Origin of the sequence: Streptomyces sp. RKAG337, from assembly GCF_023701715.1 — a bacterium.
Classification (GTDB): domain Bacteria; phylum Actinomycetota; class Actinomycetes; order Streptomycetales; family Streptomycetaceae; genus Actinacidiphila.
Genome location: NZ_JAJOZA010000001.1, coordinates 4,897,128 through 4,923,083 on the forward strand (window position 1 = coordinate 4,897,128; position 25,956 = coordinate 4,923,083).

18 protein-coding genes are annotated in these 25,956 nt (G+C 71.1%); 14 read left to right on the forward strand and 4 right to left on the reverse strand.

Annotated elements, in window-relative coordinates:
* Nucleotides 1–23: 23 nt before the first annotated feature.
* Both LNW73_RS21685 and LNW73_RS21690 read right to left on the reverse strand, forming a co-directional pair.
* Nucleotides 24–833, reverse strand: coding sequence for a hypothetical protein (locus tag LNW73_RS21685; protein WP_250991028.1), 810 nt, complete (start codon nucleotides 831–833; stop codon nucleotides 24–26).
* A gap of 84 nt (nucleotides 834–917) precedes the next feature.
* A complete protein-coding gene (locus LNW73_RS21690; RefSeq protein WP_250991029.1) occupies nucleotides 918–1,847 on the reverse strand; it encodes a hypothetical protein in 930 nt (309 codons plus the stop codon).
* 121 nt (nucleotides 1,848–1,968) lie between these two features.
* Here LNW73_RS21690 and LNW73_RS21695 point away from each other — a divergent pair, with 121 nt between their 5' ends.
* The 11 genes from LNW73_RS21695 to LNW73_RS21745 all read left to right on the forward strand — a co-directional run bounded on the left by LNW73_RS21695 (nucleotide 1,969) and on the right by LNW73_RS21745 (nucleotide 17,248).
* Nucleotides 1,969–4,599: a valine--tRNA ligase gene (locus LNW73_RS21695; protein ID WP_250991030.1), complete on the forward strand. Its 2,631-nt coding sequence runs from the start codon at nucleotides 1,969–1,971 to the stop codon at nucleotides 4,597–4,599.
* Between the two features lie 196 nt (nucleotides 4,600–4,795).
* Entirely contained in the window at nucleotides 4,796–6,283 is a 1,488-nt protein-coding gene (gene folC / locus LNW73_RS21700; protein WP_250992998.1) for a bifunctional tetrahydrofolate synthase/dihydrofolate synthase, read from the forward strand.
* Between the two features lie 9 nt (nucleotides 6,284–6,292).
* Nucleotides 6,293–6,628 (forward strand): DUF4233 domain-containing protein, encoded by a 336-nt coding sequence (locus LNW73_RS21705; RefSeq protein ID WP_250991031.1) that lies wholly within the window; start codon nucleotides 6,293–6,295, stop codon nucleotides 6,626–6,628.
* 50 nt (nucleotides 6,629–6,678) lie between these two features.
* Nucleotides 6,679–7,092 carry a nucleoside-diphosphate kinase gene (gene ndk, locus LNW73_RS21710; protein WP_138357754.1) on the forward strand — a complete coding sequence of 138 codons (414 nt, stop codon included), beginning with the start codon at nucleotides 6,679–6,681 and terminating at the stop codon, nucleotides 7,090–7,092.
* 310 nt (nucleotides 7,093–7,402) lie between these two features.
* Nucleotides 7,403–8,428 (forward strand): rod shape-determining protein, encoded by a 1,026-nt coding sequence (locus LNW73_RS21715; RefSeq protein ID WP_250980162.1) that lies wholly within the window; start codon nucleotides 7,403–7,405, stop codon nucleotides 8,426–8,428.
* Between the two features lie 128 nt (nucleotides 8,429–8,556).
* Nucleotides 8,557–9,504: a rod shape-determining protein MreC gene (mreC, locus tag LNW73_RS21720; protein WP_250975904.1), complete on the forward strand. Its 948-nt coding sequence runs from the start codon at nucleotides 8,557–8,559 to the stop codon at nucleotides 9,502–9,504.
* A 2-nt stretch (nucleotides 9,505–9,506) separates the two neighbouring features.
* Nucleotides 9,507–10,136, forward strand: coding sequence for a rod shape-determining protein MreD (gene mreD / locus LNW73_RS21725; RefSeq protein ID WP_250975903.1), 630 nt, complete (start codon nucleotides 9,507–9,509; stop codon nucleotides 10,134–10,136).
* Nucleotides 10,137–10,211: 75 nt separating this feature from the next.
* A complete protein-coding gene (mrdA, locus tag LNW73_RS21730; RefSeq protein ID WP_250991032.1) occupies nucleotides 10,212–12,425 on the forward strand; it encodes a penicillin-binding protein 2 in 2,214 nt (737 codons plus the stop codon).
* Entirely contained in the window at nucleotides 12,422–13,618 is a 1,197-nt protein-coding gene (rodA, locus tag LNW73_RS21735) for a rod shape-determining protein RodA (protein WP_250991033.1), read from the forward strand. Before mrdA ends, rodA begins: the two co-directional genes overlap by 4 nt.
* An 83-nt stretch (nucleotides 13,619–13,701) precedes the next feature.
* Entirely contained in the window at nucleotides 13,702–15,222 is a 1,521-nt protein-coding gene (locus LNW73_RS21740) for a CYTH and CHAD domain-containing protein (protein WP_250991034.1), read from the forward strand.
* Nucleotides 15,223–15,322: 100 nt separating this feature from the next.
* Nucleotides 15,323–17,248, forward strand: coding sequence for a TIGR03960 family B12-binding radical SAM protein (locus LNW73_RS21745; RefSeq protein WP_250991035.1), 1,926 nt, complete (start codon nucleotides 15,323–15,325; stop codon nucleotides 17,246–17,248).
* A 23-nt stretch (nucleotides 17,249–17,271) separates the two neighbouring features.
* Here the strand turns inward: LNW73_RS21745 and LNW73_RS21750 are convergent, their stop codons facing one another.
* Nucleotides 17,272–18,465 carry an ROK family transcriptional regulator gene (locus LNW73_RS21750; RefSeq protein ID WP_250991036.1) on the reverse strand — a complete coding sequence of 398 codons (1,194 nt, stop codon included), beginning with the start codon at nucleotides 18,463–18,465 and terminating at the stop codon, nucleotides 17,272–17,274.
* 146 nt (nucleotides 18,466–18,611) lie between these two features.
* Between LNW73_RS21750 and LNW73_RS21755 the strand changes: the two genes are divergently transcribed.
* Nucleotides 18,612–20,078, forward strand: coding sequence for an APC family permease (locus LNW73_RS21755; protein ID WP_250975897.1), 1,467 nt, complete (start codon nucleotides 18,612–18,614; stop codon nucleotides 20,076–20,078).
* Nucleotides 20,079–20,168: 90 nt separating this feature from the next.
* On the forward strand, nucleotides 20,169–21,638 hold the full coding sequence (locus tag LNW73_RS21760; protein ID WP_250991037.1) for a hypothetical protein: 1,470 nt from the start codon (nucleotides 20,169–20,171) through the stop codon (nucleotides 21,636–21,638).
* A gap of 30 nt (nucleotides 21,639–21,668) precedes the next feature.
* On the opposite strand, the gene LNW73_RS21765 is transcribed toward LNW73_RS21760, so the two are convergent.
* A complete protein-coding gene (locus LNW73_RS21765; protein WP_250991038.1) occupies nucleotides 21,669–24,794 on the reverse strand; it encodes a phosphocholine-specific phospholipase C in 3,126 nt (1,041 codons plus the stop codon).
* 281 nt (nucleotides 24,795–25,075) lie between these two features.
* Between LNW73_RS21765 and LNW73_RS21770 the strand changes: the two genes are divergently transcribed.
* On the forward strand, nucleotides 25,076–25,855 hold the full coding sequence (locus LNW73_RS21770; protein ID WP_250975894.1) for a TIGR03936 family radical SAM-associated protein: 780 nt from the start codon (nucleotides 25,076–25,078) through the stop codon (nucleotides 25,853–25,855).
* Nucleotides 25,856–25,956: the final 101 nt, after the last annotated feature.

The following is a 25,956-nucleotide window of genomic DNA, read 5'->3' on the forward strand; positions in this document are numbered from 1 at the left end:
GTGCGGCTACCGCACGGGTGCGGCTACTTCTTGACGCGGATCTCGCTGCGGATCTTGGCCGTGGTGTTCGCCCAGTCGGCGGCCGAGGGCGGCGTGGACGTACCGCTGAGGTCGATGTTGATGTACATCGAGATCATCACGGTGCTGTCGTCGCCCCAGACGCAGTAGGGCATGGACGAGCCGCCACCGGCGCACTTCATCACGGTGCCGTCGAATCCGGCGGGGTGCTGCTCGGTGGCCTCGGAGCCGCTCTTGCTGAGACCGCTCGACAGGATCTTGTCGACCGCGGCCTTGGGGTCCGTGACATTGCCTTCGCCGCCGGAGAGGGAGACCGTCTCCTTGTCCGACTTGTACGTTCCCCGCACGCTGGTCGGGTCGGTGATGCCGGCGTCCGACTTGCCCGTCTCGGGGGTGCCGATGTTCTCCGACGACTTGGTGTACTTGCCGTCGGCGATCTTCTCCGGGAAGGCGATCTTGTAGCCGCCGCCACTGCCGCTGGAACCGCCACTGGTGGCGAAGTAGATGCCCCCGCCGATCGCGGCGAGCACCACGACGCCGATCACCACACCGACGGCCTTGCTCTTGCCCCGCGGCGGCTGCGGTGGGTAACCCGGCTGCTGGCCGGGCTGCTGGCCGTTCCAGCCCTGCTGCGGCTGCGGCTGCGGCTGCTGGGGCTGCTGCGGGTAACCCTGCTGCTGCGGCCAGCCCTGCTGCTGGGGCTGCTGCGGCTGCTGGGGGTAGCCGCCGTACCCGGGCTGGGGCGGCTGCTGGCCGTAGGGCTGCTGCGGCTGCTGCGGCTGGCCGTAACCCGGCGGCGGCTGGTTGTAGCTCATGTGTGGTGCTTCCCCTCGTGGAACGTACGTCTTGCTTCGTGTGGCCGGGTACCGCTACGCGGTCACGGCCTGCCGCGCCGCGGTCTACTTGATCTCGACGCGCGCGTCCTTGCGCACCTTCGCGGTGGTGGCCGCGGTGTCGCTGATGCTGGGGCCGCTGCCGGTGAGGGCGGCGATCGGGTCGACGACCATGACCATGGCCACGGTGCTGCGGTCGGACCAGATGCACAGCGGAACGTCCGCGCTCTTCACCGGCGAGGTGCTGGTGGTGGGCGCCTTGAACCTGACGATCTGGCACTTCATGACGGCGCCGCCGTCGAGCCCGTCCGGGGTGACCTTCTCCGGGGTCCCGACGAGCTCGGCGTCACCCTCCTTGGTGATGTCCTGCGTGCCGCTGACGAAGAGCGCGTCCACCTCCCTCCCGGGATCGGCGACCGTGCCCCACACGCCCCTGAACAGCATCTTCTTCTTGGTGCTGCTCTCGTAACTACCACCGGCCGGAGCCGGGTTGGCGACTCCGGGCACCTTGTTCAACTCGGTCTTGCTGTCGTCGTCCAGCGGGTCCTTGAGCTGGAAGTCACCGGCGACGGTCTGCGGAGCGGTCAGCTTGTACTTCTTGCCGTCGTCGCTGCCGCTGCCCTTGGTGCCGCCCGTGGTGCCGCCGCTGCTGCTGACCGTGCCCTTGTCCGCGTCCCCGCCACGGAAGAGCGCGAAGGCGCCCCCACCGATCGCGGCGACGACGACCACGGCGGCGATGACGATCCACACCGTGTTCTTCTTCCCGGGCGGCGGCTGCGGCGGATAGCCGCCGAAGCCCTGCTGCGGCTGCTGTCCGTACGGGCCGGGCTGCGGGGGGACCTGCTGCGCCGGGTAGCCGTACCCGGGCTGCTGAGGCGGCTGACCGTAGCCGCCCGGCTGGGGCTGGCCGTATCCGCCGGGCTGCTGCGGCTGCTGCCCGTAGGGGTTCGGCTGCCCGCCGTAGCCGGGATCGGGCGGCGGTTGGTTGTAGCTCATATGACTCGTCCCCTCCGTAAACGACCGTGCACCCATCCTTCCGGATGTCTTACCCGCCGCTTACGCCGGGCCCGCTACGGCTTCGTAACGAGCGGTGCGGGGGCGCCCGTAGAATGACCGGGTGACCGACAACTCTCAGCGCAGCCCCCATGGCGGGCCGAACAGCACCCCCGAACTGCCGACCGCGTACGTGCCGGCCGAGGTAGAGGGGAAGCTGTACGAGCGCTGGGTGGAGCGTGGGTACTTCGAGGCCGACGCCAAGAGCGACAAGCCGCCGTACACGATCGTCATCCCGCCGCCGAACGTCACGGGCAGCCTGCACCTGGGGCACGCCTTCGAGCACACGATCATCGACTCGCTCACCCGCCGCAAGCGGATGCAGGGGTACGAGACGCTGTGGCAGCCCGGCATGGACCACGCGGGCATCGCCACCCAGAACGTCGTCGAGCGTGAGCTGGCCAAGGAGGGCAAGTCCCGCCACGACCTGGGCCGCGAGGCGTTCGTCGAGAAGGTCTGGCAGTGGAAGGAAGAGTCCGGCGGCCAGATCTCCGGGCAGATGCGCCGCCTCGGCGACGGCGTCGACTGGTCGCGTGAGCGCTTCACGATGGACGAGGGCCTGTCGCAGTCCGTCCAGACGATCTTCAAGAAGCTCTTCGACGACGAGCTGATCTACCGTGCCGAGCGCATCATCAACTGGTGCCCGCGCTGTCTGACCGCCATCTCGGACATCGAGGTGGAGTACCAGGACGACGACGGCGAGCTCGTCTCGATCCGCTACGGCGAGGGCGACAACGCCATCGTCGTCGCCACGACCCGCGCCGAGACGATGCTCGGTGACACCGCCGTCGCCGTCCACCCGGACGACGAGCGCTACGCGCACCTGGTCGGCACCGAGATCGAACTGCCGCTCACCGGCCGCCGGATCCCGATCGTCGCGGACGAGCACGTGGACCCGGAGTTCGGCACCGGCGCCGTCAAGGTGACCCCGGCGCACGACCCGAACGACTTCGAGATCGGCCGCCGGCACGACCTGCCGAACCTCAGCGTCATGGACGAGCGGGCGATCATCACCGTCCCGGGCCCCTTCGAGGGCCTGGACCGGCTCGAAGCCCGCAGCGCCATCGTGGCGGCCCTGCGCGCCGAGGGCCGCATCGTCGCCGAGAAGCGCCCGTACCAGCACTCCGTGGGGCACTGCTCGCGCTGCAAGACGACCATCGAGCCGCGGCTGTCGCTGCAGTGGTGGGTCAAGGTCGGCCCGCTGGCCCAGGCCGCCGGTGACGCGGTCCGCGACGGCCGGGTGAAGATCCACCCGAAGGAGATGGAGTCCCGCTACTTCAGCTGGGTCGACAACCTCCACGACTGGTGCATCTCGCGCCAGCTCTGGTGGGGCCACCGCATCCCGGTCTGGTACGGCCCGGCCGGCGAGGTCGTCTGCGTCGGACCGGACGAAGAGCCGCCCACCGGCGAAGGCTGGACGCAGGACACCGACGTGCTCGACACGTGGTTCTCGTCGGGCCTGTGGCCGTTCTCGACGCTGGGCTGGCCCGAGCGGACCGAGTCGCTGGAGAAGTTCTATCCCAACTCGGTGCTGGTCACCGGGTACGACATCCTCTTCTTCTGGGTCGCCCGGATGATGATGTTCGGCCTGTACGCGATGGACGGCACCCCGCCGTTCCACACCATCGCCCTGCACGGCATGGTCCGCGACCAGTTCGGCAAGAAGATGTCGAAGTCCTTCGGCAACGCCGTCAACCCGCTGGACTGGATGGACACTTACGGCTCCGACGCCGTCCGCTTCACCCTGGCGCGCGGCGCCAACCCCGGTGTCGACGTGCCGATCGGTGAGGACTGGGTCCAGGCGTCCCGCAACTTCACCAACAAGATCTGGAACGCGACGCGCTTCGCGCTCATGAACGGCGCGACGGTCGAGGGTGAACTCCCGCCCGCCGAGGAGATGTCGGCCACCGACCGCTGGGTGCTGTCCCGGCTCAACACGGTCGTCGCCGAAGTGGACGCGCTCTACGAGGACTACCAGTTCTCCAAGCTCTCCGAGGCGCTCTACCACTTCGCGTGGGACGAGGTCTTCGACTGGTACGTCGAGCTGTCGAAGACCACCTTCTTCGCGGGCGGCCGCGGCGCCGAGGTCTCCGGCCGGGTGCTCGGCGAGGTGCTGGACGTGCTGCTGCGCCTGCTGCACCCGGTGGTCCCGTTCGTCACCGAGACGCTGTGGACCACGCTCACCGGCGCCGAGTCGGTCGTCATCGCCGAGTGGCCGAAGGACAGCGGCTTCCGGGACGCGGCGGCCGAGAAGGAGATCGCCGGCGTTCAGCAGGTGGTCACCGAGGTCCGCCGGTTCCGCGCCGACCAGGGTCTGCAGCCCGGCCAAAAGGTTCCCGCGCAGCTCACCCTCGCGGGCGCCCTGGCGGCCCACGAGGCGCCGATCCGCCAGCTGCTGCGTCTGCAGCCGGCCGGTGACGAGTTCAGCGCCACCGCGACCCTCCCGGTCGCTGGCGGCACCGTCGCGCTGGACCTGTCCGGCACGATCGACGTCGAGGCCGAGCGCAAGCGGCTGACCAAGGACATCGGGCTGGCCGAGAAGGAGAAGGCGCAGGCGCTGGGCAAGCTCGGCAACGAGGCGTTCCTCGCCAAGGCGCCCGAGCCCGTTGTGGACAAGATCCGGGTCCGGCTGGCGGCGGCCGAGGCGGACATCGCCCGCATCACCGCCCAGCTGGACGCCCTGCCGCTGAGCTGAGCCGCGGCACCACCCGGACCTCCTGGACGCGGGGCCGGCCCGTTCGCCACGGGTCGGCCCCGCGTCCGCCGCGTCCGCCGCGTTCTCCGGGGGCGCGCGGGCCGCCGCCCGCTCACCCGGGCATGTGGACCCGCACCGGCTCCGTAGACTGGGCGGCGTGAGCGAGCACCCCCAGAACGACGACGCGGCAGCAAACCTGTTCGACGAGACTCCGGACGACGACGCCCCCGACGGCGGGCCCGTCCGGGAAGCCGACATGGCGGTGATCGAGGCAGGCAGCCGTACCCTGCGCACGCCCGTCCCGCTCACGCCGGACGACGGCGTACCGGCCCCGCCCAAGGACCCCGGGACCGAGCGTGAGCTGCGGGAGATCGAGGGGGAGCTGACCGGGCGCTGGCCCGAGACGAAGCTGGAGCCGTCGCTCGACCGGATGACCGCACTCATGGACATCCTGGGCGAGCCGCAGCGCACCTACCCGGCCATCCACATCACCGGGACCAACGGCAAGACCAGCACCGCCCGCATGGTCGAGCAGCTGCTGCTCGGCTTCCATCTGCGCACCGGCCGCTACACCAGCCCGCACGTGCAGGCGATGACCGAGCGGATCAGCCTGGACGGGCAGCCGATCAGCGCCGAGAAGTTCATCGAGACGTACCGCGACATCCAGCCGTACATCGAGATGACGGACAACGCGCAGCCGCACCGGCTGTCGTTCTTCGAGGTGCTCACCGCGATGGCCTACGCGGCCTTCGCCGATGCCCCCGTCGACGTCGCGGTCGTCGAGGTCGGCATGGGCGGCAGCTGGGACGCCACCAACGTGATCGACGGCTCGGTCGCCGTCGTCACCCCGATCGCGCTCGACCACACCGACCGGCTGGGCACGACGCCCGGCGAGATCGCCGTGGAGAAGTCCGGGATCATCAAGAAGGACGCGACCGTCGTGCTGTCCCAGCAGCCCGTCGACGCCGCGACCGTGCTGCTCAAGCACGCCGTCGAGGTCGACGCGACGGTGGCCCGCGAGGGCATGGAGTTCGGCGTCGTGCACCGTGAGATCGCGGTCGGCGGCCAGCTGCTGACGCTGCGCGGGCTCGGTGGCGAGTACGAGCAGATCTTCCTGCCGCTGCACGGCGAGCACCAGGCGCAGAACGCCGCGGTCGCGCTGGCGGCCGTCGAGGCGTTCTTCGGCATCGGCACCACCCGGGTCGGCTCGCTGGACATCGACACCATCCGCGGTGCCTTCGCGTCCGTCACGTCGCCGGGCCGCCTGGAGATCATCCGGCGCAGCCCCACCGTCGTCCTGGACGCCGCGCACAACCCGGCCGGCGCGCGGGCGGCGGCGGCCGCGGTCAGTGAGGTCTTCGACTTCACCCATCTGGTGGGCGTCGTCGGTCCGAGTGCGGAGAAGGACGTCCGCGGGCTGCTGGAGGCGTTCGAGCCGGTGTTCTCGGAGGTCGTGGTGACCCGGAACTCGACCAGCCGGGCGATGGACGTGGACGTGCTGGCGGCGCTGGCCGTCGAGGTCTTCGGCGACGACCGGGTGCAGGTCGAGGCGCGGCTGGACGACGCCATCGAGGCCGCGATCACCCTCGCCGAGGACGAGGGCGCGTACTCGGGGGCGGGCGTGCTGGTCACCGGATCGGTGTTCACCGTGGGAGAGGCCCGGCTGCTGCTGGGCCGGAAGTGAGGCGGCACGATGCGGACCCTGTGCGCGAGCACCCTGATCGGTGAGTTCTTCGTGATCGGTTTCGCCGGTCTCGTCGCGATGAAGCAGGACGACCTGACGGCCGGCACGGTGTGGGCGGTGTGCGGCGCCGGCATGCTGCTGTGCGTGCTGCTGTGCGGCATGCTGTCCCGCCCCGGCGCCCTCGCGATCGGCTGGGCGCTGCAGGTCGCCCTGGTCGTGAGCGGCTACTGGGTCGGGACGATGTACTTCCTGGGTGTGGTCTTCGCGGCCCTGTGGTGGGCCTCCATCCACTTCGGCCGGAAGATCGACGAGGCCAAGGCGAGGCACTCGGCGCAGGTGGCCTGACCACGCCTTGTAATGTCGTCATACCCGTCACCGTCAGTAGGAGCCGTACCGTGAGCCAGCGCACCCTTGTCCTTCTCAAGCCGGACGCCGTCCGCCGCGGCCTGATCGGCGAGATCATCGGCCGGATCGAGCGCAAGGCAGGCTGGACGATCGGCGCCCTCGAACTGCGCACGCTCGATCTCGGCACCCTGGAGCAGCACTACGCCGAGCACGTCGGCCGCCCGTTCTACGAGCCGCTGATGGAGTTCATGGCCTCGGGCCCGTCCGTCGCGCTGGTCGTCGAGGGCGAGCGCGTCGTCGAGGGCGTACGGGCGCTGGCCGGCCCCACCGACCCGATCGCCGCCGCCCCCGGATCCATTCGCGGGGATTTCGGCAGCATCGTGCGCGAGAACCTCATCCACGCCTCGGACTCCCCGGAGTCCGCCGAGCGTGAGATCAAGCTCTTCTTCCCGGGCCTGGTCTGAACAATCGGCCCGCCGTCCCGCTTCCGGGTGTATGTGCCGACCGGCCATACCCCCTCTGACCTGCGGTGCAGGCTCGCCGACTGACGTCCAATCAGCTCAGAGGCGACCGGAGAAATCCGGTCGCCTCTGGCATATGCAACGCTTTATCGGGAACCAATCTCTCCGACACGTCGTCACCATTACCAGCGGACGCTGTGTGTTCTGATGACAATGACGTCGGAACCCCGGACCCCGTGCCCCGTGGGGCGCGACTACGATGGAATCTCCGCTCAAGCTCGGGAAGGCCAGACGTATCCACATGGCGAACAACATGTCGTTCATCGGCCGTGACATGGCTGTCGACCTCGGGACTGCCAACACGCTGGTGTACGTCAGGGGTCGCGGGATCGTCCTCAACGAGCCCTCGGTCGTCGCCATCAACACGAACACCGGCGGCATTCTGGCGGTCGGCGCCGAGGCCAAGAAGATGATCGGCCGCACCCCGGGAAACATCGTCGCGGTCCGCCCGCTGAAGGACGGCGTCATCGCCGACTTCGAGATCACCGAGCGGATGCTGCGCTACTTCATTCTCAAGATCCACAAGCGGCGTTATCTGGCCCGGCCCCGCGTCGTCGTCTGCGTGCCCTCCGGTATCACCGGGGTCGAGCGACGCGCCGTCATCGAGGCCACCACCCAGGCCGGTGCCCGCCAGGTGCACATCATCGAGGAGCCGATGGCCGCCGCGATCGGCGCCGGGCTCCCGGTCCACGAGGCCACCGGCAACATGGTGGTCGACATCGGCGGCGGCACCACCGAGGTCGCCGTGATCTCCCTCGGCGGCATCGTCACCGCGCAGTCCATCAGGGTCGCCGGCGACGAGCTGGACAGCTCGATCATCCAGCACATCAAGAAGGAGTACAGCCTCCTGCTCGGCGAACGCAGCGCGGAGCAGATCAAGCTCACCATCGGGTCGGCCTTCGACCCGAAGCTGGAGAAGGACGAGCACACCGAGATCCGTGGCCGGGACCTGGTCAGCGGCCTGCCCAAGACGGTGGTGATCTCGGCCGCCGAGGTCCGCAAGGCCATCGAGGAGCCGGTCAACGCGATCGTCGACGCGGTCAAGACGACGCTCGACAAGTGCCCGCCCGAGCTCTCCGGCGACATCATGGACCGTGGCATCGTGCTGGCCGGCGGGGGAGCGATGCTCCGCGGGCTGGACGAGCGACTGCGGCACGAGACCGGAATGCCGATCCACATCGCGGAATCCCCGCTGGACTGCGTGGCGCTCGGCGCCGGCAAGTGCGTCGAGGAGTTCGAGGCGTTGCAGCAGGTTCTGGACGCCCAGCCGCGCAGATGAGTTCGCACGGTCCTGCGTGCGGGTGACTGCCCGCCGGCCCGCGGGATCGTTCTCACTGCGTCACACACTTCGACCGGCCGGGGACCGCAGCCGACCGGTCCGTTCGAGGAAGGCACGGACTGGCGCCCGTGAGGGACACACGAGAGAGCCGGCTTCTGCTGGTGCTGTTGATCGCGATCGCGTTCGCACTGATCACCGTGGACATCCGCGGAGGCGAACAGTCACCGATGGACGGCCCCCGACAGGCGGCGGCCTCGGCCTTCGGACCTGTCGAAAAGGGTGTGGCGTCCGCCGTCGACCCGGTCGGCAACGCGATCTCCGCGGTGCGCGACTCCGGGGGACGGCACAGCACGATCAGCCGCCTGGAACGCGAGAACGCGGAGCTCAAGCAGCAGCTCGGCAGCAAGGACATCACCCGCAACAAGGCCCGTGAACTGGACCAGCTCCTGAAGACCGCGGGAGCCGGCCAGTACGCGATCAAGGGCGCTCAGATCATCGCCATAGGAGCCGCCCAGGGATTCTCCTGGACGGTCACCATCGACGCCGGAAGCGCTGACGGAGTCCTCCGCGACCAGACCGTCATCAACGGCGACGGCCTGGTCGGACGGGTCACCACCGTCGGACCCTCCACCTCCACCGTGTTGCTCGCCAACGACCCGGACTTCACCGTCGGGACCCGGATGGAGGGCTCGATGGAACTGGGCTTCGCGACCGGCCAGGGCGACCGGCCGATGCGCGTCCAGCTGCTCAACGGCAAGGCCAAGGTGAGCAAGGGCGACCGGCTGGTCACCTTCGGCTCGCAGGCCGGCAAGCCGTTCGTACCCGGCGTCCCGGTCGGCAGGGTCGTCGCGATCGACCCGTCCGCGGGCAGCCTGACCCGTACGGTCCAGGTCGAGCCGTACGTCGGCTTCTCCCGGCTCGACATCGTCGGCGTCGTCGTCGAGGGTCCGCGCACGGACCCGCGCGACAGCGTGCTGCCGCCCAAGCCCACGCCGTCGCCCACCGCGGCCAAGGTCGCCCCGCCGGCGCGGAAGCCGGGCGCCACCCCTTCCGGTGCGCCCACCACCAGGAGCTGACCATGCGACTCAACCGGATCCTGCTCTCCACCGTCCTGGTCGTCGTCGCGATGGTCGTCCAGGTCAGCGTGCTGGCCCGGCTGCACCTGCCCGGCGCGGTACCCGACCTGCTGCTGCTCACCGTGCTCGGCCTCGCGCTGACCTACGGCCACGTCGGCGGCTCGCTCGTCGGCTTCGGCGCCGGCATGCTCGCCGACCTCGCACCGCCCGCCGACCACGCCGTGGGCCGGTACGCCCTCGTGCTGTGCGTCATCGGCTATCTGGCGGGCCTCGCCAAGCCCGAGACCGGGCAGCTGCGGACCGCCGCCATGCCGATGCTCGTCGTCGTCGCGGCGGCGATCGGCGGCACCCTGCTCTACGCGGGCGTCGGCGCCCTCGTCGGCGACACCGCCGGGGCCCACGTGGGCCTCGCCAAGCTGCTGTTCACCGCGGCCGTCTACGACCTGCTGCTCGCCCCGTTCATCGTCCCGCTGGTGATGGCACTGGCCAGACGCTTCGACAACGATCCGCTCGCCGAGGACGCGGCCGGCGGCTACGGCAGCCGCATCGGCAGCCAGCGCGCCGGACTGCTCGGCCGGGTCGGCCGCGGCAGCCGGGTCGGCTCCATCGCCAAGGGAGGCCGCCGACTGTGAGCGCCCACCCTCCCCTGGCCTCCGGCATGGGGCACCCCACCGCCACGAATCCCGCGAGGAAGGCGCAGCGCGCCGATGTCTAACATTCCCGAGACCGGCCGCACCTCCCGCGTCACGATCCGCCTGGTCATCCTGCAGATCCTGGTCTTCTCGCTGCTGCTCACCCTCGGCGGACGGCTGTGGTACCTGCAGATCCGCAACGGTGACGAGTACACCGAGAAGGCGGCCAGCAACCACATCCAGCAGGTCGTCACCCCCGCGGTCCGCGGGGCGATCCTGGACGCGCGCGGTGTGCCCATCGCCGACAACGAGACCCGGCTGGTGGTCTCCGCCAGCCGCACCGAGCTGCTCAAGCAGAAGGACGACGGCAAGGCCGTCCTCACCCGGCTCGCCGCGGTGCTGGCCATGCCGCCCGCCGACGTCATCGCCAAGGTCCGGCTCTGCGACGCCAAGACCCCGCAGCCCTGCTGGAACGGTTCGCCGTACCAGCCGATCCCGATCACCGACAAGGCCACCACCCAGCAGGCGCTGCAGATCATGGAGCGCCGCGAGGACTTCCCCGGGGTGACCGCGGAGCCGACCGCCGTCCGCCGCTACCCGGCGCCGAGCAAGGCCAACGCCGCGCAGGTGCTCGGCTACCTCTCGCCCGTCACGGACGACGAGATCACCTCCTCGCAGAAGAACGGCACCCCGCTGCTGCGCTCGGACCAGGTCGGCCGCTCCGGCCTGGAGCGCCAGTACGACGCGGCGCTGCGCGGTACGGCGGGTGTGACCCGCTACGAGGTGGACAACCTCGGCCGGGTGATCGGCCGGGCGGGCGACACGCCCGCGGAACCCGGCGCCAACCTGGTGACCAGCATCGACTCGCGCGTCCAGGCCGTCGCCGAGAAGGAGCTGAACGACGCGATGGTGGAGGCCCGCAAGACCTTCGACACCGTCACCGGCACCAACTACAAGGCCGACTCGGGCGCGGTCACCGTCATGGACGTGCACACCGGCCAGGTCATCGCGATGGCCAGCGCACCGACGTACGACCCGAACGCGTGGGTCGGCGGCATCTCCCCGGCCAGCTACAAGCAGCTGACCGGCAAGGACTCGAACTACCCGCTGCTGAACCGGGCCATCCAGGGCCTGTCGGCGCCCGGCTCGACCTTCAAGGTGATCTCCACGTCGGCTGCCGTCAACGCCGGATACCCGCTCGACGGCGCCTACCCCTGCACCTCGTCGATGACCATCGGCGGCCGCCTGTTCAAGAACTTCGAGGGCGAGAGCTTCGGCGCGATCAACCTCGGCAAGGCGCTGGAGATCTCCTGCGACACCGTCTTCTACGGCCTCTCGTACAACCAGTGGCTCGCGGACGGCGGCACCAAGCCCAAGAACCCCAAGGACTTCTTCTACAAGACCGCCCACCAGTTCGGCCTGGGCGCCAAGACCGGCATCGACCTGCCGGGCGAGGTCAAGGGCCGGGTCCCCGACCGCCAGTGGAAGCAGGCCTACTACGAGGCCAACGTGGACTACTGGTGCCGGGAGGGGAAGACCAACAAGCAGGACTACGCGACCCAGATCGCCCGTGAGAACTGCGTGGACGGCAATGTGATGCGCGCCGGTGACTCGGTCAACTTCGCGATCGGCCAGGGCGACACCCTAGTCACCCCGGTCCAGATGGCGCGGATCTACTCGGCCCTCGCCAACGGCGGCACGCTCTACCAGCCGACCATAGGGAAGGCGATCGTCAGCGCCGACGGTAAGACGGTCAAGCCCATCGCGCCCAAGGCCACCGGCAAGCTGCCGGACAGCGCCGAGACCCTGAAGTACATCAACCAGGCCACCGCCGGCGTCATCACCAGCGGTACCGCCGCCTGGCGCTTCGCCGGCTGGCCGCAGGACAAGATCCAGCTGCACGCCAAGACCGGTACCGCGGAGGTCGACGGCAAGCAGACGACGTCCTGGCTGACGACGTACACCAAGGACTACGCGATCGTCATGACGATCTCGCAGGGCGGCACCGGCTCCGGCGGTTCGGGCCCCGCGATCCGCAAGATCTACGAGGCGATGTACGGCATCCAGGCCAACGGCTCGATCGACAGCAAGAAGGCGCTGCTGCCGACCCCCGAGACGAAGCTGCCGAAGTTCACCGACGACGGCTCCGTCGTCCGGGCCGCGTCCGCCGTCACCACCTTCGCCCCGTCGTCCGGCGCACCCTTCGTGCCCGCCGGCGGCCCGGTGCTCGCCGCGCTCACTCCCGGCCGCGACGACAAGCTCCTGCTGGGCCGGAGGTACCTCTCATGAGCGCCGGCGGCTACACGATCCGCCGCTTCACCCCGGAACGCAGCACCCTGGGCAAACTGCTCGCCCGGGACTCGATACTGCGCCGGATGGACTGGGTCCTGCTGGGCTCCGCACTCGCGCTGTCGGCGATCGGCACGCTGCTCGTCTACTCGGCGACCCGCGGGCGCACCAACCTCACCCACGGCGACCAGTACTACTTCCTGCTGCGCCATCTGATGAACACCGGCATCGGCCTCGGCCTCGCCGCGGGCGTCGTGGCGCTGGGACATCGCCGGCTGCGCGGCGTCGTGCCGGTGCTCTACGTGATCTCGGTGCTGCTGATCCTGTCGGTGCTCAGCCCGCTGGGCACCACGATCAACGGCGCGCACTCATGGATCGTGATCGGCGGCGGCTTCTCGCTGCAGCCGTCCGAGTTCGTGAAGATCACCATCATCCTGACCATGGCGATGCTGCTGTCGGCCCGGGTGGACGCGGGCGACCGCGTGCACCCCGACCACCGCACCGTCCTCCAGGCCCTGACCTGGGCGGCGCTGCCCATCGCGATCATCATGCTGATGCCGGACCTCGGCTCGGTGATGGTGATGGCGGTGATCATCCTCGGGGTGCTGCTCGCCTCCGGCGCCTCCAACCGCTGGGTGCTGGGCCTGATCTCGGCGGGCGCCGTGGGCGCCGGGCTGATCTGGCAGCTCGGCGTGCTCGACAAGTACCAGGTCGACCGGTTCGCGGCGTTCGCCAACCCCGCCCTGGACCCGGCGGGCGTCGGCTACAACACCCACCAGGCGCTCATCGCGATCGGCTCCGGCGGCCTGTTCGGCAAGGGGCTCTTCCACGGCAGCCAGACCACCGGCCAGTTCGTGCCCGAGCAGCAGACCGACTTCGTCTTCACCGTCGCCGGCGAGGAACTCGGCTTCGTCGGGGCCGCCCTGATCATCGTCCTGCTCGGGCTGATCGTCTGGCGGGCCTGCGCGATCGCCCGCAGCGCCACCGACCTGTACGGCACGATCGTCGCGGCCGGCATCGTCGCCTGGTTCGCGTTCCAGGCGTTCGAGAACATCGGGATGACGCTCGGCATCATGCCGGTCGCCGGCCTGCCGCTGCCCTTCGTGTCGTACGGCGGCTCGTCGATGTTCGCGATCTGGATCGCCATCGGACTGCTGCAGGCGGTCCGGATACAGCGCCCGATGTCCGCCTGACCGCCGCCACCGGCCGGAACGAACCGGCCGGTGGCAAGGTACGCACCATTGCCCGCAGCGGAACCCGCGACTACGTTCCCTTCATGGGCAAGCGTGTGCGGGAGACCGAGCGCAAGTACGAAGCGGACGGCCGGTTCGAGCCGCCCGACCTCAGCGGGCTGCCCAAGGTCTTCAGCAGCTGTGTCCTGGATCCGGCGGAACTCGACGCCGTCTACTTCGACACCGAGGACCTGCGCCTCGCGGCCCGCAGGATCACCCTGCGCCGCCGCACCGGCGGGGACGACGCCGGCTGGCATCTGAAACTGCCGACCACCGAGGCCGACACCCGCACCGAGGTGCACGCCCCGCTCGGACGCGCGACCCGCACCGTCCCGAAGGACCTGGCCGCCGAGGTGGCCGTGCACACCCGGGGGCGGCGGCTGATCCCCGTCGTGCGGCTCAAGAACCACCGCGAACGGCAGCATCTGCTGGACGCGGCGGGGGAGCCCCTGGCGGAGATCGCCCATGATCACGTCACCGCGCAGCTGCTGGGAGCCGGACCGGCGAACAAGGCCGTGGCGATCACCTGGACCGAGTTCGAGGTCGAGCTCGTCGGCGGCAAGCCCGCGCTCCTCGACGCCGTCGAGCAGCGGCTGGCCGCCGCGGGCCTGCACCGGTCGGACTCGCCCTCCAAGCTCGCCCGCGCCCTCGGCGACCGGCTGACGGCCGCGACGGTCCCGCCGGGACCGCCCGCCGAGCTCCTCACCGCAGGAGACGCGGCGCTGGCCTATCTGCACGAGCAGCTGCGGGCCCTCATCGCCCTCGACCCCGAGGTCCGGCGGGCCGAGCCCGACGCCGTGCACCAGATGCGGGTCGCGGCCCGGCGCGCCCGCAGCGCGCTGAAGACCTTCCGCCGGGAGCTGGACCGGGCGGTGACCGACCCGGTCGGCGAGGAGCTGAAGTGGCTCGGCGCGGTGCTGGGCACGGAACGCGACCGGGAGGTGCTGGCCGAGCGGCTGCAGGAGCGGCTCGCGGAGCTCGCCCCGGACCTGATCGACGAAACGCTGCGCAGCCGGCTGCTCGCGGAGGGCACCAAGGCGCACGGTGAGACGCACGCCGCCGTGCTGCGGGTGCTCGGCGGCCCGCACTACTTCCAGGTGCTGGACACCGTCGAGGCACTGCTCGCGGACCCGCCGTACCTGGAGGGCGCGAAGGCGCCCGCGACACCCGCGGTGCAGAAGGCCGTACGCCGGGACCACCGCCGGCTGCGGAGGCTGATCGAGGCCGCCATGGCCGTCGAACGCGGTCAGGAGCGCGATCTGGCGCTGCACGAGGCCCGCAAGGCGGCCAAGCGCGCCCGCTACTGCGCCGAGGCCGCCCGCCCGGTGCTCGGCTCCCCGGCGAAGGACCACACCGCCCGGATGAAGTCCGTGCAGCAGCTGCTGGGCGAACACCAGGACAGCGTGATGTGCCGGGTCGCGATCGCCCGGCTGGCGCAGGAGGCCGTAGCGGCGGGCGAGAGCGCCTTCCCGTACGGCGCGCTCAGCCAGCTGGAACGGGCCCGCGCGATCGAGGTGGAGGAGCAGCTCCCCGACCGCTGGCGCGAGGCCGACTTCCGGCCGTGACCCGGTGCGGCGCACGGCCGGGATTTCCACGGGGCGAGGGTGACTCCGAAGGCGCGCTAGTCTTGAGGGTCCCCCTGCCCGCTGATGAAAGACATCTCTGATGCCTGTCGAGTCGGTCTTCCCCCGTCTGGAAGCGCTTCTCCCGCACGTCCAGAAGCCCATCCAGTACGTCGGTGGGGAGCTGAACTCCACCGTCAAGGACTGGGACGCCTGCGATGTGCGCTGGGCGCTGATGTACCCGGACGCGTACGAGGTCGGCCTGCCCAACCAGGGCGTCATGATCCTTTACGAGGTGCTCAACGAGCGCGAGGGCGTCCTCGCCGAGCGCACGTACAGCGTGTGGCCCGACCTGGAGGCCCTGATGCGCGAGCACCGGGTCCCGCAGTTCACGGTCGACGCGCACCGTCCGGTCAAGGCGTTCGACGTGTTCGGCCTGAGCTTCTCGACCGAGCTCGGCTACACCAACATGCTCACCGCGCTCGACCTCGCCGGCATCCCGCTCAACGCCGCCGACCGCACCCTGGACGACCCGATCGTGCTCGCGGGCGGCCACGCGGCCTTCAACCCGGAGCCGGTCGCGGAGTTCATCGACGCCGCGGTGATCGGCGACGGTGAGCAGGCCGTGCTGGCGATCACCGACATCGTCCGCGCGTGGAAGGCCGAGGGCCGTCCCGGCGGCCGTGACGAGGTGCTCTTCCGGCTCGCGAAGACCGGCGGGGTGTACGTCCCGAAGTTCTACGACGTCGAGTACCTGGAGGACGGCCGGATCTCCCGCGTCGTCCCCAACCGCTCGGGCGTGCCGTGGCGGGTGTCCAAGCACACCGTCATGGACCTCGACGAGTGGCCCTACCCGAAGCAGCCGCTGGTCCCGCTCGCGGAGACCGTCCACGAGCGGATGTCCGTCGAGATCTTCCGCGGCTGCACCCGCGGCTGCCGTTTCTGCCAGGCCGGCATGATCACGCGTCCCGTGCGGGAGCGAAGCATCACCGGCATCGGCGAGATGGTCGAGAAGGGCCTCAAGGCGACCGGCTTCGAGGAGGTCGGCCTGCTCTCGCTCTCCTCGGCGGACCACAGCGAGATCGGCGAGATCGCCAAGGGCCTCGCGGACCGCTACACGGAGGACAAGGTCGGCCTGTCGCTGCCCTCCACCCGCGTCGACGCGTTCAACATCGACCTCGCCAACGAGCTGACCCGCAACGGGCGCCGGTCCGGCCTCACGTTCGCCCCCGAGGGCGGCAGTGAGCGCATCCGGAAGGTCATCAACAAGATGGTCTCGGAGGAGGACCTGATCCGTACGGTCGCCACCGCGTACGGCAACGGCTGGCGCCAGGTGAAGCTGTACTTCATGGTCGGGCTCCCCACCGAGACCGACGAGGACGTCCTGCAGATCGCCGACATGGCGCGCAACGTCATCCAGAAGGGCCGCGAGGTCACCGGGCAGAACGACATCCGCTGCACGGTCTCCATCGGCGGGTTCGTCCCCAAGCCGCACACCCCGTTCCAGTGGGCGGGCCAGCTCGGCGTCGAGGAGACCGACGCCCGGCTCGCCAAGCTGCGGGACGCCATCCGCAACGACAAGAAGTACGGCCGCAACATCGGCTTCCGCTACCACGACGGCAAGCCCGGCATCGTCGAGGGCATGCTCTCCCGCGGTGACCGCCGGATCGGCGCGGTCATCCGCGCGGTGTACGAGGACGGCGGCCGCTTCGACGGCTGGCGCGAGCACTTCAGCTACGACCGCTGGATGCGGGCCGTCGACAAGGCGCTCCCGGGCACCGGCGTCGACCTGGACTGGTACACCACCCGCGAGCGCACCGAGGAAGAGGTCCTGCCCTGGGACCACCTGGACTCGGGCCTCGACAAGGACTGGCTCTGGCAGGACTGGCAGGAGTCGCTGGACGAGACCGAGGTCGAGGACTGCCGCTGGACCCCGTGCTTCGACTGTGGCGTCTGCCCCCAGCTCGACCTGGACATCCAGATCGGCCCGACGGGCAAGAAGCTGCTCCCGCTGACGGTCGTCAAGTAACAACCGCAGCGGTCGGCGTCGTCCTAGGACGACGCCGACCGCTGTTCGAACACCACGTCCCGCGCGGTCCCGAGCGCCGTTGCCACCGCACCGAGTACCACCGCGTCCTCGCCCAGCCCGCTCGGAACGACCTTCGGCCGTAGCGGTGTCAGTGCCCGCAGGGTGTCCCGGACCGTGCTCAGCAGCAGGTCCGCGCTGTGCCCCACGCCCCCGCCCAGCACCACCAGGTCCGGGTCGAGCACTGCCGCCACAGCCGCCACCGTGTGCGCGAGCCGTTCGCCCTCCTGGCGGACGGCGGCCACGGCCGCGACGTCCCCGGCCCGTGCGGCGTCGAAGACGTCCTTGGCGGTGAGCGGGCCGCTCATGCCCAGCCCGCGGGCGGCCTGGACGACGGCGTCGGCCGCCACCGCGCCCTCCAGGGTGTCCGGGGTGTCCGGCCGGTGGTGGCCGGGGCCCGCCCACGGCAGATAGCCGATCTCGCCCGCCGCGCCGTGCGCACCGGTGAACAGCCGGCCCTCGGAGACCACGCCCATGCCGAGGCCGGTGCCGATCATGACGTAGACGAAGAGCTTGCTGCCCGCGCCGACACCGAAGGTGTACTCGCCGAGGGCGGCCAAGTTGGCGTCGTTGTGGACGGCCAGCGGTACGCCGAGTTCGTCCCGCATCCGGTCGAAGAGGCCGGCCCGGCCCCAGCCGGGCAGGTGCTGGGCGTAGCGGACCCGGCGCTGCGCCTCGTCGTACACGCCGGGGGTGCCGACCACCGCGTGGGCGACCTTGGCGGGGGCGACGCCGGAGTCGGCGACGACCTGGTGGGAGGTGGCGACCACGAGGTCGGCCATCGCGGCGGAGCTGCGGGCGCGGTTGCGGACGTCGGCGCGGGCGACGACCGTTCCGTCGAGGTCGGCGAGTGCGACCCGCAGCCACGCGCGGCCGATGTCGATGCCGAGCGCGTAGCCGGCGGAGGCGTCGGGGGCGTAGAGCACGGCGACGCGGCCGCGTTCGGGGGTGTGCAGCCCGGCTTCGCGGACGAGTCCGGCCAGTTCGAGGAAGGCGAGGGCGCTGGAGACCGTCGGCTTGGACAGGCCGGTCTCGCGGGCGAGTTGGGCACGGGAGGCGACACCGCCGGTCCGCAGCCGCTCCAGCAGGAGCCGCTCGTTGCTGCTGCGCAGTCGCTGCCGGTTCCAGGGCTGTTCCGCACCGCCGTCGCTGCTGCTCATCGAACCATTCTCATGCATATCGCCGTGACCCCTTGACGCATCAAGTAAAGGTACTTAACTTAAGCACGCCCGGCGCCGAGGCGAACCCCTGCACTGGCGAAACGGCAGTCCGCTCCCCGTCCCCGTCACCTGCCCAGGGAGGCACCGTGTCCGGCTCCCCGCCACCCGCCGGCGGCTTTGTCCGCCGCATCGGCCTGTTCCAGGCCACCGCCATCAACATGAGCCAGATGTGCGGCATCGGACCCTTCGTCACCATCCCCCTGATGGTCGCCGCGTTCGGCGGGCCGCAGGCCGTGATCGGCTTCCTGGCCGGTGCCGTGCTGGCGCTCGCCGACGGTCTGATCTGGGCCGAGATGGGCGCGGCGATGCCCGGTTCCGGCGGCTCGTACGTCTACCTCCGGCAGGCGTTCCAGTACCGCTCGGGCAAGCTCATGCCGTTCCTGTTCGTCTGGACGGCCATGCTCTTCATACCGCTGATCATGTCCACCGGAGTCGTCGGCTTCGTCCAGTACCTCGGCTATCTGGCCCCCGACATGGGCCAGAACGCGGGGGACGCCGTCGGTCTCGGCATGATCGCGCTCGTCGTCCTGCTGCTGTGGCGCGGCATCGAGCACATCGCCCGGATCACCGCCGTCATGTGGTGCGTGATGATCCTGTCGGTCGCGCTCGTCATCCTCGCCGCGTTCACGCACTTCGACGCGGACCTGGCCTTCACCTACCCCGCGCACGCCTTCGAACTGACCAGCCACACCTTCTGGATCGGCTTCGCCGCGGGCCTCACCATCGGCATCTACGACTACCTCGGCTACAACACCACCGCGTACATGGGTGCCGAGATCAAGGACCCCGGGCGCATCCTGCCGCGCTCCATCATCTTCTCGATCCTCGGCATCATGGGGATCTACCTGCTGCTCCAGATCGGCACCCTCGGCGTCATCGACTGGCACCGGATGCTCAACGCCGACGACATCGCCTCCTCGTCGGTCGCCTCCGCGGTGATGGAGAAGACTTGGGGCAAGGGCGCCGCCGACACCGTCACGGTCCTCATCCTCATCACGGCCTTCGCCTCGGTCTTCACCGGACTCCTCGGCGGCTCCCGGGTGCCCTACGACGCGGCCCGTGACCGCGTCTTCTTCCGCCAGTACGGGAAGCTGCACGCCAAGCACCGCTTCCCGATGCTCGGCCTGGCCACCATGGGCGTCATCACCGCGATCGGCTTCCTCATCGGCCGCCACACCGATCTGGCCACCCTCATCCAGCTGCTCACCACCGTCATGGTGATCGTCCAGGCGCTCGCGCAGATCCTCGCCGTCTCGGTGCTGCGCCGCCGCCAGCCCGGTCTGCACCGGCCGTACAAGATGTGGCTCTACCCGCTGCCGAGCTTCATCGCCCTCGTCGGCTGGCTGGTGATCTACGGCTACGCGGACAAGAACTCGCCCGGCCGTCACCCCATCGAGTGGTCCCTGGCGTGGGTCGCCCTCGGCTGCGTCGCCTTCTTCCTCTGGGCCCGCTTCGAAAAGGTCTGGCCGTTCGGGCCGAAGGAGATCACCGAGGAGTACCTCCAGGGGATCGACCCCGACACCGAGCAGAACACCGCGCCGGCGGCCGTCTGACGGGCACGGGGACGTAGGGCGGGGCCCCGGGCGCACTGCCCGGGGCCCCTCCGCTTCTGGGTTCCGGCCGGCGTCCCGTACCGTGCGCGCATGAGCGTGACGGGGGAACGGAACACCAACCAGGGCTGCTTGACGGTCGCGATACGGATGCCGGTGCGGATCTTCGCGCTCGTCGTGATCCTTCCGGTGCGGATGGCGTGGGACGCGCTCGCCGCCCTGGGCCGCGCTCTGGGCGCCGGCCTGGGCTGGCTGTGGCGGCGCATCGTCGTCGAACCGCTCAGCGCCGTGGCCCGCGGCACCGGCCGCGCCCTCGGATGGCTGGGCGGCGCCCTCGCCTGGCTCGGCCGCGTGCTCATCGCCGCCCCCCTGGTCCGGCTCTGGACGAAGGTACTCGTCCCGGCCGGCCGGGGCACCGCCACCGCCACCCGGTGGCTGGTGCGCACGCTGGTCGTGGTGCCGCTCGGCGCCCTGTACCGCTACGTCCTGACGCCGTTCGGCCAGGGCCTGACATGGTCGCTGCGCGCCACCGGATCCGGTCTGGCCGCGCTGGTGCGGCTGTTCGGCACCGGGGTCGCCCTGCTCGTGACCCACCTCCTCGTCCGGCCGCTGCGGCTGCTCCACAGCGCCGTCCTCGCCCCCGCCGCCCGCGCTCTGGCAGCCGCCCTCACGGCCACCGGCCACGGCACCGGCGCGGCCGTGCGGTGGCTGCTGCGCGTGCTGATCGTCGTTCCGCTGGTGCTCCTGTACCGCCACGTGCTGACGCCGGCCGGCCACGGCGCCCGGTGGTCGGTGCGGGCGCTCGGTACGGCCGCCGGCTGGCTGCTGCGCTACCTGGTCGCCGTACCGGCCGTGGTCCTCTACCGCTATGTGCTCACCCCGCTCGGCCATGCCGCGGTCTGGACGGCCCGCGCGTCCGGCACCGCCGCACTGTGGCTCGGGCGCGTGCTGTTCGTGGTGCCGGTGGTCGCGTTCCACCGGTACGTGCTGACGCCGCTCGGCCGGGCCGCAGTGTGGTCGGTACGGGCGCTCGGCACGGCCCTCACCTGGTCTGCCGAGGCCGTCGGTACGGCCGTCGGCTGGCTGCTGGGGTATCTGCTCGTCGTGCCGCTCGTGGCGCTCTACCGCCATGTACTGGCCCCGGTGGGGCGGGAGATCGCCGCCGCGCTCGGCCATGCCTGGCGGGTCGCCGGGTACATTTCGCGGGCGGCGGGGCGCGGGCTGAAGTGGCTGGCGCGGACCCTGATCGGTGATCCGGCGCGCTGGGTGTGGCACACCGTCGTCGTACCCGCCGCCGACGCCGCGCGCGCCGCCGGCCGCTGGACGCGGCGCGAAGTGCTCGCGCCGGCCGGCCGGGCGGTCGGTGAGGCACGGCAGATCGTTCAGGACGCGCTGCGCACCGTGCGGGTGACCGTACGCGAGGCGCGGGCGGACGCCCGCCGGATGCTGTTCGGGGCGCCGAAGAGCGCCGCGCGCCTTCCGGAGCAGAGCGCGGCGCCCGTCCCGGACTTCGTGAAGCGCGCCCCGGAGCCCGGCAGGCGCGTTCCGCCGGGTCACCGCTGAGCGGGACCGGGACCCGGCGGGAAGCCGCCGTCAGCCGGTGATCGGCTTGGTGTCCAGCCGGACGTGGTCGATGGCCCAGTACCAGTTGTTGCCCGCGTTGAACATGCGGAACTTCAGGGTCACGGACCTGGCACCGGCCGGTACCGCCAGCTCACTGGTCACGAACCGGTCCTCCATGTCCTGGCCCGCGTTGTCGTTGCCGGTGGCGGCGGAGCTGTAGGTGAGCAGCGTCCGCTCCTCACCGGTGTCGAAGACGGCCGTGACGGTCGCGGTCTGCGGCGCCTCCTGGCGGTAGTGGGAGTCGAAGCCCAGGTGCAGCGTGGTCGCCCCGGCCGGAACGGCGACCGCCGGGGAGGCGAGCGTCGAGTCGAAACGGCCCTTGGCGGACGGCGCCCCGGTGTCGTCCCAGTCGTCCGGATCGGCGACCGCGACGATGCCCAGGCCGCGGGTGAAGCCGGCCCGGTCCTGGCCGCCGGTCGACCAGAAGCGCTTGGTCATGAACGTCCAGCCCTGCAACTCCCTGGTGCCCTGCGGCATCGCCGCCGCGTTGGTGACCGTCCAGCCGGCCGGGGCCGCCGCCGTCCAGCCGAGCAGGTCGGCGGGGGAGCCGCGGTCGACTGCCGGCTTCAGCGCCCCGGCCAGCGACTCGAAGTCCTCACCGAGCAGATGACCGGCCATGGACGGCGCGGTGCGCGCCGCGATCTCGGCCTCGGCGAGGGCGAGGCGGTCCCCGGCCCGGGCCCGGGAGACCACCAGCAGCCGGTGGGTGCCGCCGGCCGGGAGGCTCGCGGGCGGGGTGACGTCCCATACGGCGGTGCCGGAGGCGCCCGCGACCAGCGCCGACGGCGCCGCGGTGACGTTCCGCACGCTCCAGCCCGGCGGAACGACGAGCCGCGCCTCGACACGGCCGGCGGCGGACGTGGCGGTGAGGGTCGCGGAGACCCTGGCGGCCTTCCCGGGGACGAGGATCGCCTCGTCGATGGTGGTGGAGGCGGAGGCCAGCCGGACGGTCGCGGCCAGCGCGTCCGGCAGGCCCATCGCCGGATCGGTGACCCCGGGCCGCCGGTCGGCGATGCGGCCCGCGAACCGCCGCAGGAAGTGCACGTCGTCGGTGGTGGTGACGGCGAGGTCGTACCAGCCCTCACGGCCGGTCCTGACGGTCACCGTCCGGCGGTCGCCCCGGCCGACCCGCACCTCGCGGATGCCGTCGCCGTACGCCAGGTCGCCGACGAGGAACGTCCGGGCGGCGCGCTCCTCGTTGGTGAGTTCGATCTCGACCCGGCGGTGCCCGGTGTCCTCCGTGAGCTGCGCCTCCAGGCGCTGCGCGGCGCCGCGGAAGTGCCACAGCGAACCGCTCGGCCCGTGGACGCGCAGGTCGTAGCCCTCGTCACCGATCGTCCAGGTGTCGGAGAGCCGGCCCTGCGCGCCGACGGTGTAGAACCGCGGCTTGCCGCCGGGGGCGGGGTACGCGGCGAGCACCGCGCCCTGCCGGCCGCGGTTGCGGAAGTCCAGCTCCAGCCGGCCCTTGCGCACCTGCGGCCGTACCCGCAGCGCGTACGGCAGGGCGCGCGCCGGACGGGTGCCGCGCTGCTGCCGGGGGAGGGACTGCGGACTGGGCACGGTCGGCGCGGGGCGCGATCCGGCGTCCTCGGCCTTCTTCCGGTTGCCGCTGGTGTCGGGCAGCGCCGGCCACACCGGGTCGTCACCGGAGAAGTCGAACACCGACAGCAGGTCGCCGGTGACCTCCCGGCGCCAGGCGCTGATGTTCGGCTCGCGCACCCCGAAGCGCCGCTCCAGGAAGCGGATCACGGAGGTGTGGTCGAAGACCGTCGAGTCGACGACCCCGCCCCGGGTCCACGGTGAGGCGACGATCATCGGGACCCGGGTGCCCAGGCCCAGCGGGTACGGGCCCGAGACGACGCTCTCGCCCGCCGGCAGGGTGTCCGACCAGGTCAGCGACCCGTCGGCGGCCTTGACCCGGTACTTCCCGTGCTGGCTGACCACCCGGTGGTAGGTCTTGCCGTCCTTCGTCACCCGCATCACGACCTCGCCGTCCGGCGAGACCGTGCTGGCGCCCCGGCCGGCCGCGACCGGGGGGACGGGCGGCAGCAGATGGTCGAAGAAGCCGCCGTGTTCGTCGTAGTTGAGGATGAAGACGGTCTTCGCCCACACCTCGGGGTTGTCGGCGAGCGCCCCGAGCAGCCGGGCCGTCAGGTCCTCGCCGTTCGGCGGCGCGTAGTCGGCGTGCTCCGACAGCGCGGCGGGCGCCACCAGCCACGACACCTGGGGCAGCGAGTCGGCCCGCACATCGGCGGCGAACGCCGCGACCAGCGCGTCGCCCATCGCGAACGGGTCACCGCTGTGCGCGGCGTCCCCGACCATCCGCAGTCCCCGCTCGTACAGCGGCTCGCCGGGCTTGGCCCGGTGGAAGGCCGCGAACCAGGCGAGCGCGTTGTCGTCGAAGTTGTCGTGCGCCTGGTACGTCCGCCAGCTCACGCCGGCCCGCTCCAGCCGCTCCGCGTACGTCGTCCACTCGTAGCCGTCGGCGGTCTCGGTGTTGTCGTGCACCACGACATCGCGGACGGTGCCGCCGCTGGTGCCCGTCATGAAGTGCTCGCGGTTCGGGTTGGTGCTGGTCTCCATGGACGCGTGGTAGTGGTCACAGATGGTGAACACCGAGGCCAGCGCGTTGTAGAAGGGCATGTCGGCCGGCTCGTAGTAGCCCTGGCCGAGCCAGCCGCCGCCGCGCCGGGACACATAGCCGTCGGCGATGCCGTCGTTGCGCGCGCCCATGGAGTCGACGTAGCCGAAGGCGGGCGCCCCCTGTCGGTAGGCGTTGGTGTGCGCCGCGTTCATCGCGAACGGCGAGAGGTAGCCGTCCTTGCGGGACGCGTCCGGCTGGTCGAAGACCGGCCGGCCGTTGATGCCGCGCACCGCGGTCCGGTCGCCGAAGCCGCGGATGCCGGACATGGTGCCGAAGTAGTGGTCGAACGCACGGTTCTCCTGCATCAGGATCACCACGTGCTGGATGTCCTCCAGCCGGCCGGGCTTGGCGGGGGCGGCGAGCGCGGTCTGCACGCTCAGCGGCAGCGCGGACAGCATCGCCGCTCCGGCGGCACTGCCGAGCAGCGTGCGCCGGGAGAGCTCAGGACTCATCGGGGGGCTCCTTCATCACATCCGCGGACCGGTCCCACGGAACGGTTCCGGTCCAGACCCGTTATGAATACGAGACGCGAATGGCGCTGACCGGAGGGGCGGATGAACTTTGGCCGAAACCCCGCGGGCCCGGCCGCTCCGCACGGCCCGTCATCACCTGTGCGCGACGCGGCGTAACCTTGGGTATGACAAACGGGCCCCGACCGGGCCCCCGCAGACGTACGAGGGACTGAACGACACTGGGCAAGCGACAGCCCGAAGGCCCACCGCCCGCACCGACGGTGCAGCGCATCCGCCTGCGCTACACCAAGCGCGGCCGCCTCCGGTTCACCAGTCACCGCGACTTCCAGCGCGCCTTCGAGCGGGCCCTGCGCCGCGCCGAGGTGCCCATGGCGTACTCGGCGGGCTTCACCCCGCACCCCAAGGTCTCGTACGCGAACGCCGCGCCCACCGGCGTCGGCAGCGAGGCCGAGTACCTGGAGATCGGCCTCACCGAGGTCCGCGACCCCGAGAAGCTGCGGCTGCTGCTCGACGAGTCGCTGCCCACCGGGCTCGACATCACCGAAGCGGTGGAGGCCCGTACCTCCGGCCTCGCCGAGCGGCTGCAGGCCTCCGTATGGCAGCTCCGGCTCGACGGCGTCGAGCCGGCCGAGGCGGAGCGCGCGGTCGCCCTCTTCCTCGCCGCCGAGACCGTCCAGGTCGAGCGGAAGACCAAGAACGGCATGCGCGCCTTCGACGCGCGCGACGCCGTCACCCGGCTCGAAGTCCTGCCGGTTGACGCGCTCGAACAGGGTGCCGATAGGCCCGAGCCTGTCGCCTGTGCGATACTGCGGCTAGTTGTTCGGCACTTGACACCTGCCGTGCGACCCGACGACGTCCTGTCCGGCCTCCGTGTGACGGCCGACCTCGCGCCGCCGGTCCCCGCAGCGGTGACCAGGCTGGCGCAGGGGCCGCTCCACGAAGAGTCCGGGACGGTCACCGACCCGCTCGCGCCAGATCGCGACGCCGCGACGGTGCCGAGTGGGGACTCCCCGCCGAAGGCTGGGGAAGCTTCCGCGTAGGAACGCCGTCGACGTGTTGCCGACGCGCCAGGGAGCCACCCGGGCCCGGCGACGCTGACCTAATAAGACTTTCGTCGGCCCGTCACAGGCGTGCCGACGAG

Coding starts and splice junctions, on each gene's coding strand:
- LNW73_RS21760 (WP_250991037.1), top strand. CDS start 20,169: ATGAGCGTGACGGGGGAACGGAACACCAACCAGGGCTGCTTGACGGTC.
- LNW73_RS21765 (WP_250991038.1), bottom strand. CDS start 24,794: ATGAGTCCTGAGCTCTCCCGGCGCACGCTGCTCGGCAGTGCCGCCGGA.
- mrdA (WP_250991032.1), top strand. CDS start 10,212: ATGTCTAACATTCCCGAGACCGGCCGCACCTCCCGCGTCACGATCCGC.
- rodA (WP_250991033.1), top strand. CDS start 12,422: ATGAGCGCCGGCGGCTACACGATCCGCCGCTTCACCCCGGAACGCAGC.
- mreD (WP_250975903.1), top strand. CDS start 9,507: ATGCGACTCAACCGGATCCTGCTCTCCACCGTCCTGGTCGTCGTCGCG.
- LNW73_RS21750 (WP_250991036.1), bottom strand. CDS start 18,465: ATGAGCAGCAGCGACGGCGGTGCGGAACAGCCCTGGAACCGGCAGCGA.
- LNW73_RS21715 (WP_250980162.1), top strand. CDS start 7,403: ATGTCGTTCATCGGCCGTGACATGGCTGTCGACCTCGGGACTGCCAAC.
- LNW73_RS21685 (WP_250991028.1), bottom strand. CDS start 833: ATGAGCTACAACCAGCCGCCGCCGGGTTACGGCCAGCCGCAGCAGCCG.
- LNW73_RS21690 (WP_250991029.1), bottom strand. CDS start 1,847: ATGAGCTACAACCAACCGCCGCCCGATCCCGGCTACGGCGGGCAGCCG.
- LNW73_RS21705 (WP_250991031.1), top strand. CDS start 6,293: ATGCGGACCCTGTGCGCGAGCACCCTGATCGGTGAGTTCTTCGTGATC.
- LNW73_RS21740 (WP_250991034.1), top strand. CDS start 13,702: ATGGGCAAGCGTGTGCGGGAGACCGAGCGCAAGTACGAAGCGGACGGC.
- LNW73_RS21745 (WP_250991035.1), top strand. CDS start 15,323: ATGCCTGTCGAGTCGGTCTTCCCCCGTCTGGAAGCGCTTCTCCCGCAC.